The 13,580-nt window shown below is 54.7% G+C and carries 13 protein-coding genes; 6 read left to right on the forward strand and 7 right to left on the reverse strand.

What is annotated here, in order from left to right; genetic code table 11:
• Positions 1 to 176: 176 nt before the first annotated feature.
• Positions 177 to 962, reverse strand: a complete 786-nt coding sequence (locus PGRAT_RS25540) for a helix-turn-helix domain-containing protein (protein ID WP_025707888.1) — start codon at positions 960 to 962, stop codon at positions 177 to 179.
• Positions 963 to 1,022: 60 nt separating this feature from the next.
• Positions 1,023 to 2,810, reverse strand: coding sequence for an aminotransferase-like domain-containing protein (locus PGRAT_RS32700; RefSeq protein ID WP_042267407.1), 1,788 nt, complete (start codon positions 2,808 to 2,810; stop codon positions 1,023 to 1,025).
• A gap of 144 nt (positions 2,811 to 2,954) precedes the next feature.
• Here PGRAT_RS32700 and PGRAT_RS25550 point away from each other — a divergent pair, with 144 nt between their 5' ends.
• The 4 genes from PGRAT_RS25550 (at position 2,955) to PGRAT_RS34115 (ending at position 6,229) form a co-directional block, all read left to right on the forward strand.
• Complete coding sequence (locus PGRAT_RS25550; protein WP_025704589.1) at positions 2,955 to 3,578, forward strand: pyridoxamine 5'-phosphate oxidase family protein; 624 nt, start codon at positions 2,955 to 2,957, stop codon at positions 3,576 to 3,578.
• Positions 3,579 to 3,830: 252 nt separating this feature from the next.
• Entirely contained in the window at positions 3,831 to 4,169 is a 339-nt protein-coding gene (locus tag PGRAT_RS25555; protein ID WP_042267410.1) for a hypothetical protein, read from the forward strand.
• A gap of 493 nt (positions 4,170 to 4,662) precedes the next feature.
• Complete coding sequence (locus PGRAT_RS25565; RefSeq protein WP_025704592.1) at positions 4,663 to 5,964, forward strand: aminotransferase class I/II-fold pyridoxal phosphate-dependent enzyme; 1,302 nt, start codon at positions 4,663 to 4,665, stop codon at positions 5,962 to 5,964.
• Positions 5,965 to 6,118: 154 nt separating this feature from the next.
• Complete coding sequence (locus PGRAT_RS34115) at positions 6,119 to 6,229, forward strand: hypothetical protein (RefSeq protein WP_020429695.1); 111 nt, start codon at positions 6,119 to 6,121, stop codon at positions 6,227 to 6,229.
• 190 nt (positions 6,230 to 6,419) lie between these two features.
• Here PGRAT_RS34115 and PGRAT_RS25570 read toward each other — a convergent pair whose 3' ends face one another.
• The 5 genes from PGRAT_RS25570 to PGRAT_RS25590 all read right to left on the reverse strand — a co-directional run bounded on the left by PGRAT_RS25570 (position 6,420) and on the right by PGRAT_RS25590 (position 11,259).
• Positions 6,420 to 7,637: an ABC transporter permease gene (locus tag PGRAT_RS25570; protein ID WP_025704593.1), complete on the reverse strand. Its 1,218-nt coding sequence runs from the start codon at positions 7,635 to 7,637 to the stop codon at positions 6,420 to 6,422.
• 1 nt (position 7,638) lies between these two features.
• Entirely contained in the window at positions 7,639 to 8,385 is a 747-nt protein-coding gene (locus PGRAT_RS25575; RefSeq protein WP_042267412.1) for an ABC transporter ATP-binding protein, read from the reverse strand.
• Positions 8,382 to 9,869, reverse strand: coding sequence for a DEAD/DEAH box helicase (locus PGRAT_RS25580; RefSeq protein WP_042267413.1), 1,488 nt, complete (start codon positions 9,867 to 9,869; stop codon positions 8,382 to 8,384). The genes PGRAT_RS25575 and PGRAT_RS25580 overlap by 4 nt, the downstream gene beginning before the upstream one ends.
• Before the next feature lie 129 nt (positions 9,870 to 9,998).
• Entirely contained in the window at positions 9,999 to 10,775 is a 777-nt protein-coding gene (locus PGRAT_RS25585) for an SDR family NAD(P)-dependent oxidoreductase (RefSeq protein WP_025705378.1), read from the reverse strand.
• A gap of 28 nt (positions 10,776 to 10,803) precedes the next feature.
• Entirely contained in the window at positions 10,804 to 11,259 is a 456-nt protein-coding gene (locus tag PGRAT_RS25590) for a chemotaxis protein CheX (protein WP_020430411.1), read from the reverse strand.
• A 494-nt stretch (positions 11,260 to 11,753) separates the two neighbouring features.
• Between PGRAT_RS25590 and PGRAT_RS25595 the strand changes: the two genes are divergently transcribed.
• Together PGRAT_RS25595 and PGRAT_RS25600 are read left to right on the forward strand one after the other, a co-directional pair.
• The gene (locus PGRAT_RS25595; RefSeq protein WP_020430409.1) at positions 11,754 to 12,656 is read left to right on the forward strand and encodes a LysR family transcriptional regulator; all 903 of its coding nucleotides are present in this window, start codon (positions 11,754 to 11,756) and stop codon (positions 12,654 to 12,656) included.
• A gap of 100 nt (positions 12,657 to 12,756) precedes the next feature.
• On the forward strand, positions 12,757 to 13,569 hold the full coding sequence (locus tag PGRAT_RS25600) for a histidinol-phosphatase (protein WP_025705379.1): 813 nt from the start codon (positions 12,757 to 12,759) through the stop codon (positions 13,567 to 13,569).
• Positions 13,570 to 13,580 lie beyond the last annotated feature (11 nt).

The raw sequence follows: 13,580 nt of genomic DNA on the forward strand, positions 1-13,580 counted from the left end.
ATCAAGCGTCTCCTACGGTTGCGGAAAATCCCGCTCCTCCGCCTTTACAGCGGTATTGCAGGTCCGCCGTCTTATTATTGTTGTTCATTTCCCCCTTCCAAGCGGCAGTTCACATCGCAGGAAAACAGGTTGCAGCGTAATTACCCCGGCTGGAAAAAACGGAAACAACCGGAGAATCAGCGGATCTCGGACGGACTTTTCCCGGTGTGCTGCTTAAATTGGCGGCTGAAAAAGAAAATATCGCGGTAGCCCAGCGCATCCGCCACCTCGGTCACGTTCATTCCGGCGTACAGCAGCAGATGCTGTGCCCGCTCAATCCGGGTGCGGATCACATAGGACTGAACGGAAGATCCGGTAATCTCCTTGAATTTGATTGAAAAATAACGCGGCGACAGCCCCGCACGTGCCGCCAGATCCTCCACCCGGTGCATCGCTCCGGGATGCTGGCTGACATAGTTGGCTACCTCATGGATGACCTCCGCCAGCTGGTTGCTTACATGGCGTTCCACCGGCATCATCTGATCCTCACGCAGCAGATGAATCATCAGCTGTTTCAGAATGAGCTGGCCTTCCTCCTGTGCCGCGAAGGTCTTCACCAGGAACAGGCGGACATACCGGGCCAGCAGATGCTCGAACTCCACCGTTTCCGACAGCACGCGGTAAGGCTCGGGAATGTCTGTCACATCCTCAGCCACATCGAAATGAATATATGTAAGCACAAGCGGCTTTTGCGGATTATGGGTCGCACTCGTATGATCTCCGGGACGGAACAGGAAGCAGCTCCCTTGGCCCACCTGATAAGGCACCCCTCTGCGCACAACCGTGCCTTCCCCGCTCCAGACATAGAACAAATCATAATTTTGCAGCGGCTTCTCTCTTTTTTGCCATTTCCAGCCCGGTTCGCAGACAATCTTCGCCAGGGCCGGCAGAATCACAAAAGAGGACGGCGATGCATGCAGCATAATGTTCCCCCCTAAAAGTTTTGCGGAAATTCTACGTTCCATACTTCTCATAATACCTTGTCATGTCCTATTTTGCACATCCTCCCAAGCCAGCAGGAGACGATTGACCCCAATTTCCAACTGCCCGCTATCTAAATGGGCGAAAGAAAAGCAGGCTGCCGGCCTGCCCGGCACGACCCGGTACAGCGCTGCGTCCCGGAAATCCGTGCCGCGCTTAAGCGCCGCCGCCCGGAAGGCGGCGAATTCCTCCCTGCTGCGCCGCCAGTGCGCGTAGATATGCAGGCCTGCATCGCCGGGCAGCGGCTCAAACAGCAGACCGAGCCGCTCCGACAGCAGGGAGCGGAAGATGCGGCCACGCTCGCCATAGATGCGCGTCATCCGCCGCAGATGGCGGCTGTAGCCGCCGGTATGCATGAAACGCGCCAGCGCGCGCTGCTCCAATTGTCCTCCAGGCAGCGGCTCATACAGCGCCTTGGCGGCGGTTACCGGCTTGATCAGCAAGGGCGGCAGCACTGCATAGCCCAGCCTTAAGCCGGAGAACATGCTGTTCGAGAAGGAGCCGATGTAGACGACCCGCTCCTCGCGGTCAAGTGCCTTCAGCGGCTCTATGGGCCGCCCGCCCCAGCGGAACTCGCTGTCGTAATCATCCTCTACGATCAGCGCTTCCTGCCGGCGTGCCCATTCCAACAGACGGCGCCGCCGGTCCAGCGGCAGCACCGCGCCAGTGGGAAACTGGCGGCTTGGCGTAACAAACAGCAGCCGGGCCGCCCAATCCTGCGGGACCAGCCCGCTTTCGTCTACCTTGCCCAGCAGCAGCTCTCCCCCGGAAATCTCCACCGCTCTGCGGATGCCGTGAAATCCGGGGTCCTCGACAACAGCAGGGCTTCCGGGCTCCAGCAGCAGCTGCGCCAGAAGGACAATGCCCTGCATGGAGCCGCTGAACAGCACGATGTGCTCCGCTTCCGCCCGGATGCCCCGGGTCACCCGGAGGTGGGCAGCAATGGCCCGCCGCAGGCTTTCTTCCCCTTGGGGCGGGCAATGCCCCTCCAGCAGCCCGCCGCTTTTGCCTCCGGCGTATTTCAGCGCACTCCGCCACTCGGCGTAAGGAAAGTGCTCCATCCGCATTCCCCGGCTCCGAAAGCTGACGAATGCCCCATCCGCTGGTTCATATACGGAGATATGCCGGTTCATAAGCCGGTCTCCCCAGCTGGAGAGCCGTATCCCGGAGTGAGACGCTCCCGGTAAAGAAACAGGGGATGCCGCATCCGAAGCGTTGGAAGCGTCACAAGAAACAGGTATGTTAACACTACCTATGATTCCAGCCTGAACCGCATAATAACCGGCTTCATCAGAATCGGCAGATTCTTGGACCGGCAGGGTCCCCACAGCCTGTGGATCACCGGCTCTATCCGCCGGAGCCCCGGCCATCCCCGCCTCTGCACAGTCAGCACTATCCGCCGGCTCCGTCATCCCCGCTTCAGTAAAGGCTGCATCAGCAGCCGTCTCTGCAGAAGCGGACTCTTTTGTCATAACCGCTTTACCTTCGCCTTCAGCCTCTTGGCCTGCCTCCTTCCGCTCCCCCTCTGCCGGATAAAAACTGCCATCCGCAACATAGGTGCCCCGGCCGGTCTCTGTCCGGATGTAGCCGTCAGCGAGCAGCATATCGTAAACCTGGGATGCCGAACCCCGCGACATCGTGTACAGCTCCGCCAGCTTCCGTGTCGACGGCAATCTTGTACCGCCCGGCAGCGTCCCGTCAAGGATCGCTGCGCGCAGCGCATGGTACAACGCCAGATATTTATAGCGGTGCACCGCCAAGTACCGGTCATATGGCAATGTAAAATTCATGTCCCTACCTCTTCACATTTAAAGTGGACTATAAAAATTAATGTAAACCGGTCCTTTTTTATTGTCAATTCTTCCTCTATTCTTAGGAAACCGTTTGACCCGGAGCATAGGACTCCGCAACTCATGAGAAAAGGAAGTGCCGTTATGCGCAGAAAAGAATTCAAGGTAGAGCAGGAAGAGGAGCTGATCGAGTTTCTGGGCGGAATGAGCTTTGGTTTTCTCGGTACCAGCGATGAGCAGGGGCTGCCGCGTGTGACGCCGCTGAATTTTGTATATATGGAGGGAAACTTCTATTTCCACGGCAGCCATGCCGGAGGCAAAATGAAAAGCATCCGCCGGAATCAGCAGGTATGCTTCACCGTTGCCGACGAATATGCGCTCATTCCCTCCTATTTCAGCGATCCCGAGCTTGCCTGCCCCGCCACCGCCTATTTCAAAAGCGTAACCGCTTATGGACAAGCTGAGCTTGTAGAAGACGCTGCTGAAAAAGCTGCCGTATTTACCCTTTTCATGCAAAAACTTCAGCCGGAAGGCGGTTATGCCCCGATAGATGCCGAAGACCCCAGATACCGTTCACGGTTGAAGGGTGTCGCAGTAGTGCGAATCGTTCCCGAAGAGATTACAGCCAAGTTCAAATTCGGCCAGAATCTGAAGGAAGAAGAACGGACCGCAATTGCACAGGGACTGAAGGACCGAAACGGAGCACGTGACGCCGAAACCATTGCCATGATGGAAAAATACTGCCCCTACCACTCCAATTTAGATTAAACTTGAAAAATTAAGAATACGGGGAAAACACATCTGGAGGAGCGGGTGTGGAGGAGCAATACTCTCCAGATGGGCAGCGGCCGGAAATCCAAACATTCTCTATAGCCACGCTCATTCCCAAACCCGATAAATCGCACGTTCAGCTAATATACTGATAAAAACACCACTAAATCCAGCCCATTCCGCTATGGAGCAGCCTATGTTGGAAAAAGTACCACTAATCCAGCCCATTCCGCTTATATAGAGCAGCCTATGTTGGAAAAAGTACCACTAATCCAGCCCATTCCGCTTATAGAGCAGCCTATGTTGGAAAAAGTACCACTAATTCAGCCCATTCCGCTTATAGAGCAGCCTATGTTGGAAAAAGTACCACTAATCCAGCCCATTCCGCTTATAGAGCAGCCTATGTTGGAAAAAGTACCACTAATCCAGCCCATTCTGCTTATAGAGCAGCCTATGTTGGAAAAAGTACCACTAATTCAGCCCATTCCGCTTATAGAGCAGCCTATGTTGGAAAAAGTACCACTAATTCGGCTGAAAATGGCCATTTGGGATGAATACGCACGAATTAGGTGTACAAATTCCAACTAAACCCTCCTGTATTCCGGATTTCAGCTCATTAGTTTTACTTTTTCCACTTAATAGCTTTAGTTCCTAATAAGCCTTATTAGTTTTAGTTCCAGATGAGCTGTATGGTATTCCCCAAGCTTTCAAGTTCTCCAATTCAACTCATAAAGGTGCTAAAATATACCTATACTACTAGAGAGCGGCGGGATGAACAATGGAGTACCTTTACCGCTATTATGATGAATCTGCAGGACCGTTTCAGAATTTATCCGCTCTGGCGCCAGCGGAAGCTCAGCGTGCTTGATGGCATCCGCCAACAGAGCAAGGGATTTGCCAGCCGGCGGGACCCATGGACCGGAGAGATACACCCGAGGTTCAAGTGTGGGAGAAACCGCCGCAATTTTTCTAAAAGGTTCAGCAAAAAACGTCTTTCACCAGTGACGGCGGAGTATCCCGGTGATATAATGTTAGGCAATGTTAACGTATATCCCAGAAGAATACCGGAAGGATGAAACTGATGAATCCATTGGCTGGACAATTGAATGACAGCATCAAGGCAGGCAATGAACATGTGTACGATATGCTCTCCAATCTGGGCAAAGCGCTTTATTATCCCAAAGAGGGCATTCTGAGCCAATCCGCCGAAGCGGCTGCTCACGCCAAGAAATACAACGCAACCATCGGTATTGCCACCGAAAATGGTGTACCTATGCACCTCGGTGTTATTCAGGATAAGCTCTCCGCTTACAGCCCCAAGGATTTGTACGGCTACGCTCCGCCGGCAGGCAAGCCGGAGCTGCGCACCGTGTGGCGGGAGAAAATGCTTCGTGAGACGCCGTCGCTTGAAGGTAAGTCCTTCGGCACTCCTATCGCTACCAACGCCCTGACCCATGGGCTAAGCATCGTTGCCGACCTGTTCGCCGATCAGGGTGATGCCGTCATCTATCCGGACAAAAACTGGGAGAATTACGAGCTGACCTTCGGCGTCCGCCGTCTCAGCGATACCGTGAACTATCCGCTCTTCACGGAAGATATGAGCTTCAACAGCGAAGGGCTGCTGGATGCCCTGCTGGCCCAGAAGGACCGCGGCAAAGCCATCGTGCTGCTTAACTTCCCGAATAACCCTACGGGCTATACCCCTGGCATCCAGGAAGGCGAAGCGATCGTTGCCGCTATTCTGCGCGCAGCGGAAGAAGGCATCAATGTTGTGGTGGTCAGCGACGATGCTTATTTCGGACTCTTTTTCGAGGATTCACTGAAAGAATCCCTGTTTGGCCGTCTGGCCAACCTGCACCCGCGCGTGCTTGCCGTGAAGATTGACGGAGCGACCAAAGAAGAGTTCGTTTGGGGCTTCCGCGTCGGCTTCATCACCTATGCTTCCGACAGCAAGGAAGTGCTGGCTGCCCTGGAGCAGAAGACAATGGGGATTATCCGCGCTACCATCTCCAGCGGACCGCATCCCTCGCAGACCTTCGTGCTTGATGCGCTCAAATCGCCGGAATTTGCAGAACAGAAGGAAGAGAAGTTTCAGATTATGAAGGGCCGTGCCAACAAAGTGAAGGCACTGCTGGACAGCGGCAAATACGGCGATGAGGTATGGACCTATTATCCGTTCAACTCCGGGTATTTCATGTGTCTGAAGCTGCACACCGTTTCGGCTGACGCCCTGCGTCTGCACCTGATTCATAACTACGGCCTGGGCACCATTGCCCTGGGTGAGACCGACCTGCGCGTGGCCTTCTCCTGTATTGAAGAAGATCAGCTAGAGGATCTGTTCGATATGGTCTATGCAGGAATCCGCGATCTGGAAAAAGCCTGAAGAACAAGCCTTAGACATAGAAGTCAGCTCCCTCACAGCAGGGGCTGACTTTTTTTGCAGGCGGTTATGGCATTGGCCTATACACGTTGTTCCCTCCGCACATAGAATACGGTGTACTCAAGTACAATAACTCACATGCGAAAGGGGAATGAACATGAGCGAAGAAGTTAGAGGCGGATATGGATACCCCGGGTTTACAAGCACTGGCGCGATTCTGGTTCTCTTTATCCTGCTGGTTATCATCAGCCGTTCACTCTTTGTCTAACCGGGAATGAACATCCCGGGAGGGAGCTCCGGCTCTCTCCCACTCACCCGCGTTTTACAGCATTCCCTGTTTCTTGCCTTTGGTCCAAAAAGGAATTTCTTCAATTCCGGAAATAGGTTTAAATATGCTTCAACTATTGAAAAAAGACGCCTTGATGGAGCTGTGTGTGCTCCACTTAAGGCGTCTTTTTTTAGATATCGTCGTCGTCCTGCGCAGATTTGCGGGAAGTCCTGCTTTTGAAGAGGTAGGCCAGCAGCGCACCGGCCAGAAAGGTCCCGATGACCGGCAGAGGCCGCTCGGCTATCCCGGTCAGAAAAGGCAGAGCGGTTAGCACAGCCAGCAGCAAGTGCGCCCGGAAGATGAACTGAATCGTACTGCTTGCCTTGCTGCCCTCCGGCAGCGGATAGACAGTCAGCCAGAACGATTCGCTATGCAGCTTGCGCAGCGCCGATAGCTGTACGCCCATGACCAGCACGAAGAACAAATAGATGCCGGAGCCGGTGTAGCTCTCCCGGTTCCACCAGACCAGCAGCAGCGCCAGAAGGAAGATCCGGATCACGATGCCGAAGATGTCGCCCCGGGCGAAGCTTTTGGTCAGCAGGAAGCGGTAGGCGGTGCTGCGCTTCCAGGCGATGCCCGCGCCCCATTTGGACAAGTAGCGGCGGGTATAGACCCGCTGCTCCCGTCCGGGCACATCCACGAACCAGCCAAGGATCATCAGCGCTCTTGCACCTTGATTGCGCTCGGTGGCTATCAGCCGTTCCCAGGGAACGGTGAGCCGGCCTGGAACAGCCAGCGCCGCCACATAGGCTGCTGCCAGAATAACGATGAAGATCAGCGCCCGGAGCGGAGGCTGCCAGAGCCATGCGGCAATCATCAGGCCGGAAACGGCCCAGCGGAGCAGACTGTAGCCCGCGGAAGCCGGACGGGACAGCATGGCAAGCTCCCGCCACAGGCCGAAGCTTGCCAATATCTTCACCAGAATCAGCACAGCAAACGTGGCAAGCAGCATTTGATGAGAATTATCCGTCCGTATGTACAGAGGCCAGAGTGTAATCAGCACGAAGGCCAGCCGCAGAATTTTCCACACATTCCCGGCCGTCCAGGCGGGAGCGAAATATTCCTTCATCCGGTGGCCCTGCGGAAGCAGAAAGATCGTATCCGGGCTCTGCAGATAGGTCCGGAAGCTGCTATGCGCGGCTGCAGGCAGCAGCAGAACCAGCATGATCCAGCGGATGGGAATGCCCTCAGGGACATCGCGGAGCAGCGAAGTATACCAGGCCGAGAAGATAATCAGCACCAGCAGGAAAACCATCGCTATACCGCTCTGAATGATATAACCAACATAAGGAATGAGGCCTCCCATGAACCGGCTGCGCCGCTGCCGGCGCAGCTCCTTCAAATCCATATCATTTCCCTCCTTGCACCAGTTCGTAGAACAGCTGCTCCAGATTCAATCCCTGCAGCCCGGCAGCCGCAGTCATCTCGGCCAGCGTACCCTGCGCGATCACCTTCCCGCGGTGCAGGACAATGAATCTGTCACAGTAATTCTCAATGGTGGAGAGAATATGGGAGCTTAACAGAATAGAAGCTCCGGTATTCTTCAGCTCCAGCATGAAATCAAGCAGAGAGCGGATGCCCAAAGGGTCCAGCCCCAAAAATGGCTCGTCGATCACATACAGCGCCGGACGAGCCACAAAGGCGCACATAATCATGACCTTCTGCTTCATCCCTTTGGATAAATGAGAGGACAGTGTATCCATTTTATCATCCATATTAAAAAGTGCGGCCAGCCGGCTGCTGCGGGATTCATAATCACTCTGCTCCACGCCGTAAGCCCTGGCGGTAAATTCCACATGCTCGCGTACCGTCATTTCCTCATACAGCAGCGGGGACTCCGGCACAAAGGACAGCGCTCCGTGATAGGCTTCCGGGTCGCTGCTCCGGGTTTTGCCCTGGACAGTGATCTCGCCTTTATGCGGCGACATCAGGCCCAGAATATGCTTCATGGTCGTGCTTTTGCCTGCTCCGTTCAATCCGATCAGCCCGACCATTTCTCCAGGCTGTACCTGAAGGCCGATATCGTGAAGTACCGGCTTGTTCAGGCTGTAACCTCCGCTTAAGCCCGTAATTTGCAATACGGGGGCAGTACTCATTGACCTTCACCTCTCGGGGTTTTGTCTTTCAACCATTTTGGCGCTCCTTTGTTCTTGCGGTTCTTCTCGCGTTCCGCACTGCTGGTGCGCGCTTTGCCTGCAGGAGCACTGCCGCGTGATCCTGCGGCGGGAACCGGGCTGCGGCGCTGCTGGTCGCGCCGCGCATCGAAGCCCGCAGCCGTGCCCGGCTGCGCTGCAGAAGCCCCGGCCGGGGAGGCTGGGCCTCCCGCTGCCGGGGTCCGCGCCTGCAGCTTACCGCTGCGCGCCGCAGGCAAGCCTTCACGCCCGCCGCTGCCGTCACGGCGGCCCGAACCGCTCCCGCCGCGATATTCGCCGCTGCGGGCCTCTTCGGCGGTCAGGGCCTTCCCGCCGACCATTTCCCTCTCCTCCAGCCGGATGTCCAGCTCCTTGGCGAACTTGCGCATGATGAACGTCTGCTGTTCCGTGACCATCGTCACCGACAGCCCGCGTCGTCCCATGCGCCCTGTACGTCCGGCCCGGTGCACATAATGCTCCGAGTCGAAAGCCGGATCGAAGCTGACGACCAGCGTCAGATTCTCGATATCGAGACCCCGGGCTGCCACATCACTGGCCACCAGCACGCGGAAGCGGCCGTCGCGGAAACGGGCCAGCACATTGCTGCGCGTCACCTTATCGGCATCGCCATAGAGCGCTGCTGCCGTAAGCCCCAGATGGTTCAGCTTGGCGGTCACCTCAGCGATATCGTCGGTAGCATTGACGAACACAATGGCCCGCTCCGGATTGTAATGACGGATCACCCGGCGCAGCATATCTATCTTATTCCGTTCCTCGGTCACCACGTAGTGATGCTCAAGGCTCTGGGCAGTCATGATCCCCGGATCAATGCCGACCTCTGCCGGATTCTTCATCTCGCGTGCTGCAAGCGCCTTCGTCTCCGGCCCGATGGTTGCCGACAGCATGACCAATTGACGCGTGCGCAGCGCACTGCTGACGATCTTCGCCACCTCGCCCGCACCGCTGAGCTGGAACATCTGGTCCGCTTCATCGATGACAATCGTGGTCACTTCATGCATCTTCAGCTTGCGCAGCCCGATCAGCTCCCGGATGCGGCCGGGAGTGCCCACTACAAGCTGCGGATGCTCGCGCAGCTTATCGATCTGCCGCTTGATCGCCGCGCCGCCGATCAGGCCCATCGCTTTGATGCCGCGGTGGGCTCCATAACGCTCCGCCTCGCGGAGAATCTGCATCGCCAGCTCTTGCGTAGGGGCCAGCACCAGCTTCTGCACCACTTTCTGCTCTGGATTGATCCCCTGGAGCAGCGGCAGCAGATAAGCCAGCGTCTTGCCGGTTCCTGTCTGGGATGCGGCAAGCACGTCTCTTCCCGCCAGCAGCAGCGGAATCGTCTCCTCCTGAACAGGGGATGGATCTTGAATGCCGAATTCCGACAATCGGGCAACGAAGTCTTCCTGAATGCCGATAGCCGCAAAAGAAGCTTTATTCATAATTGTAGTTCATCCTTTTCCCTTAAGATAATATGTTCATTATATGCCAAAAAGGCCTCTCCACCAAATGGAAGGCCGCTTGATCGTGTTACGCAGTGATATAATGATGCTTTGTCCTTGATCTGCCGGCTATTTCCGGTTCATCATGTTATAGGTGAGCTTATCCGCGAGCCGGGGGAACAGGCCATAGAGGCGGATGCCAATCGCTGCGAAGCCCGGAAGATCCATCTCCTCTTTGCCCTTATCGATCAGCTTCACAATTTTCTTGGATACATGCTCAGGCGTCATCATCATTCGGGCTACACTCTTTTCATAGCTGCCGGAGGGGTCGGCCGTACGGAAAAATTCCGTCGCAATCGGTCCAGGATTGACTGCCGAGACAATGATCCCCTGTTTGCGCAGCTCCTGGCGCAGCGCATTCGTGAAGCCCAGCACAGCATGTTTGGTTGCGGTATAAGCAACGGAACGGGCCGTGCCGATTTTGCCGGCCATAGAAGCCACATTAACAATCTGCCCGCTTCCCCGTTCCAGCATATGCGGGACTACGGCCTTTGTACACCGGACCGTGCCCATGTAGTTCACGTCCATCATGTCATCGAACTCTTGGGGCTCCATGTCGGTAAAAGCGGCAAACTTTCCATATCCGGCGTTATTCAGTAGAATATCAATTCTGCCGTATACACTAAAAATGTCCGCAAAGGTTCTCTGGACCTGGTCTTCATCGGTAACATCGCAGGCATACAGTCCAAAAACGCCCGGAATACCGGCCGCGGTTTCTTTCAGCTTGTCCTCTGAACGGGCCAGCAGAATAGGGATAGCCCCACGCTTGCCGAGCATTTGTGCTGTCAGCGCGCCAATCCCGCTTGAGGCTCCAGTAATTACAACAACTTTGCCTTGTAGTGCCATGAATTCATTCTCAGCTCCCGATGTCCGCCTAAGAGATCATTACCTGAATATCGAGCTCTCCGATACCTTCCATTAAAAGCGGAATGCTCAGCGCTTTGCGCGGCAGGACCGCCATCCCCTCTGTCTTCACCAGCTTGGGCGGAGTAATGTCCACCGATACCCCCTGATTGGACAAAATGGTGCTGGCGTTGCCGCTGATCATGTTGCCCAGCTCCGAAATTGCGCTCTGGCCCATCTCATCCATCTCCGTAATCACATAGCCACCCATCATGGCCGATACGATCTTTAGCGCTACCTGTTCAGCAATCCCGAAGATAATATCCCCGCTCAGTTGACCAGTCATCCCCACTTGTATCCATATATGACTATCAATCAGTTCGATATCCTTAATCCCCAAATTACCGGTGGATGGCGAGACCTGTATCACCTGTTCAATTACAATTCTTGCAGATTCTAAAAACGGATTAATTACTTCTGCTTTCATGAAAGTGCTGTCCCCCCTCTACCAGGCTTTAGTCTTGCACCAAAAGTCCCAAGCAATAATGATTTATTATACTTCATATATCGGCATTATTCATCAAAAATTAATGGTCTTTCCGAAGGAATTCTGAAGATAGTTGCAGGGGTAACATTGCCCTGCCGGATCTTATCTCCTATAATTTAATCAAATGCCAACATCCGGCGTAAGATAGATGTAGACACCGATGCATCATCCCTAGCAAAAACCGGCCCTGGCGCGGGTGTTATTCAGTGAATTTGCAGGAACCCCGAACCACCCGAATGTCCTTATTAGTTTCCAGGCCCCACATCGTGGAGCATTACTTCCCAGCTTATCCCGAACACTCAGCAGTCACCGGGGACACAACTTAATTCCCTAGTCGGAGGTAGACTCCTGAGTCTGTGACGAGCATGTTTTTTTTAAATAATCCTAAACACCAATCGGCGGCATCCAGCAGCAGGCCAAAAGGGGGTAAGTCCATGAATATCAGTCAGCTTGAAACGCTGATTACCATCTCCAAAACGATGAGCTTCCGCAAGGCGGGCGAACTGCTCAACCTGACCCAGCCGGCGGTTTCGGCCCAGATCAAAAGCCTCGAGGAGGAGTTCAAAACACAGCTTGTTGACCGCAACCAGCCGGTGACACTGACGGACAGGGGACAGGTATTCCTGACGCATGCTGAACAGATTGTAGGTCTTGTCGAAGAGCTTAAGCAGCGCCTTGCGGATTTGGATGAAAATCCGCAGGGGCATATTATTCTCGGGACGACTACCTCAATCGCCATTCAGATTCTGCCGCGAATCCTTTCTTATTTTCAGGACCAGTTCCCGCATATCAAAACTTCGATTTCTTCCATGTCTTCGTCCCAAATTTATCAGCATGTGGAGAATGGCCTGGTCGATGTCGGCATCGGTTACTTAATCGGACGCAGTCCGGGAATGACTACATCAGTGCTCTATTATGACACCTTCGAATTGGTGGTTTCTCCCCGCCATCCCCTTGCACAGGTCAAATCTGCCGGAATTGAAGCGCTGCGCAATACCCCGCTTATCCTGCTCTCGCCGGACACGGTCGGCCGGAGATTCGCTGATGAGGTGTTCGCGAAGCATGGCATCCAGCCGCAGGTAATCATGGAGCTGACCAGCAGCGAGGAAGTGAAGCGGATGGTGGAACTGGATCTCGGTGCGGCGGTGATTTCCAAGCAGTCGGTGACCGCCGAGGTGCGCAGCGGCACCCTTAAGATCGTCCCGATTATCGAGCTTGAGGTCACACATCCTGTAGGTGTCATTACGAAATCAGGCAAATACGTCAACTCTGCCATGCGGCAGTTTCTAAGCGACCTCAAAGGCATGCCGGAAACCCACTTCATCGGTTCAGAATAAACAATCTCACACAGTGACAATTATCCGCTGAAGCTTATTCCGGATACTTTCAGGGGATAATACAAGTTCCGCTATTTTGGGCTAAGGAGATGTTCTATCCATGAAATTCGACCTGCATACCCATCATTTCCGCTGCGGCCATGCTGACGGAACGATCAGGGACTATATTGAAGCCGGCATTGCTGCCGGTCTTTCAGTCATCGGTATTTCCGACCATACGCCATACTTCGGAAGTGAGTCCGAGCAGGCTTTTCCCCGTATTGCCATGGCCAAATCCGAGCTTGCCAACTATGTGGAGGAAGTACTGGCCCTGCAAAAAGAATACGAGGGCACCATCGATGTGCTGCTGGGGATCGAATCAGACTACTTCCCCGAATATGCAGAGCTGTACCGCCGGACATTATCGGCCTATCCGTTTGATTACATCATCGGCTCGGTACATAATGTGGGCGGTGTGAGCATCTTCAATAAAAGCCGCTGGAAAAATCTTAACCTCCAGGGGAAGATCGCCGGCAAAGCCGAGTATTACCGGCTGATTACCGCTTCCGCACGCAGCGGCATGTTCCAGATCCTCGGCCACATTGATGCCATGAAGGGCAATTATCCGCAGTTCTCGGATATCCCGGCCACAGCCGAAATCGACGAATGTCTGCGCGTTATCGGAGAGTGCGGCATTGCAATCGAAATCAACACTTCCGGAGGCACCAAGCTCTGCGGAGGCTGGTATCCTTCGGATGACATCCTGGAGCGGGCGCTGCATTATGGGGTGGTGGTCACCTTCGGCTCTGATGCCCATCTCCCTTCCCGGGTCGCCGACCAGCGGGACGCTGTAGCGGCACGCCTGAAGGAAATCGGATTTATCCGCTGGGTCTACTTCAAGCAGGCCCAGCAAATCTCCGTGCCGATAGAGTAGCACAGCAAGGC

The organism is Paenibacillus graminis, from assembly GCF_000758705.1.
Classification (GTDB): Bacteria; Bacillota; Bacilli; order Paenibacillales; family Paenibacillaceae; genus Paenibacillus_AQ; species Paenibacillus_AQ graminis.

Excerpts from the sequence above, each read along its gene's own strand:
- PGRAT_RS25540 (WP_025707888.1), bottom strand. The coding sequence starts at position 962 with ATGCTGCATGCATCGCCGTCCTCTTTTGTGATTCTGCCGGCCCTGGCG.
- PGRAT_RS32700 (WP_042267407.1), bottom strand. The coding sequence starts at position 2,810 with ATGAATTTTACATTGCCATATGACCGGTACTTGGCGGTGCACCGCTAT.
- PGRAT_RS25550 (WP_025704589.1), top strand. The coding sequence starts at position 2,955 with ATGCGCAGAAAAGAATTCAAGGTAGAGCAGGAAGAGGAGCTGATCGAG.
- PGRAT_RS25555 (WP_042267410.1), top strand. The coding sequence starts at position 3,831 with ATGTTGGAAAAAGTACCACTAATCCAGCCCATTCCGCTTATAGAGCAG.
- PGRAT_RS25565 (WP_025704592.1), top strand. The coding sequence starts at position 4,663 with ATGAATCCATTGGCTGGACAATTGAATGACAGCATCAAGGCAGGCAAT.
- PGRAT_RS34115 (WP_020429695.1), top strand. The coding sequence starts at position 6,119 with ATGAGCGAAGAAGTTAGAGGCGGATATGGATACCCCGGGTTTACAAGC.
- PGRAT_RS25570 (WP_025704593.1), bottom strand. The coding sequence starts at position 7,637 with ATGGATTTGAAGGAGCTGCGCCGGCAGCGGCGCAGCCGGTTCATGGGA.
- PGRAT_RS25575 (WP_042267412.1), bottom strand. The coding sequence starts at position 8,385 with ATGAGTACTGCCCCCGTATTGCAAATTACGGGCTTAAGCGGAGGTTAC.
- PGRAT_RS25580 (WP_042267413.1), bottom strand. The coding sequence starts at position 9,869 with ATGAATAAAGCTTCTTTTGCGGCTATCGGCATTCAGGAAGACTTCGTT.
- PGRAT_RS25585 (WP_025705378.1), bottom strand. The coding sequence starts at position 10,775 with ATGGCACTACAAGGCAAAGTTGTTGTAATTACTGGAGCCTCAAGCGGG.
- PGRAT_RS25590 (WP_020430411.1), bottom strand. The coding sequence starts at position 11,259 with ATGAAAGCAGAAGTAATTAATCCGTTTTTAGAATCTGCAAGAATTGTA.
- PGRAT_RS25595 (WP_020430409.1), top strand. The coding sequence starts at position 11,754 with ATGAATATCAGTCAGCTTGAAACGCTGATTACCATCTCCAAAACGATG.
- PGRAT_RS25600 (WP_025705379.1), top strand. The coding sequence starts at position 12,757 with ATGAAATTCGACCTGCATACCCATCATTTCCGCTGCGGCCATGCTGAC.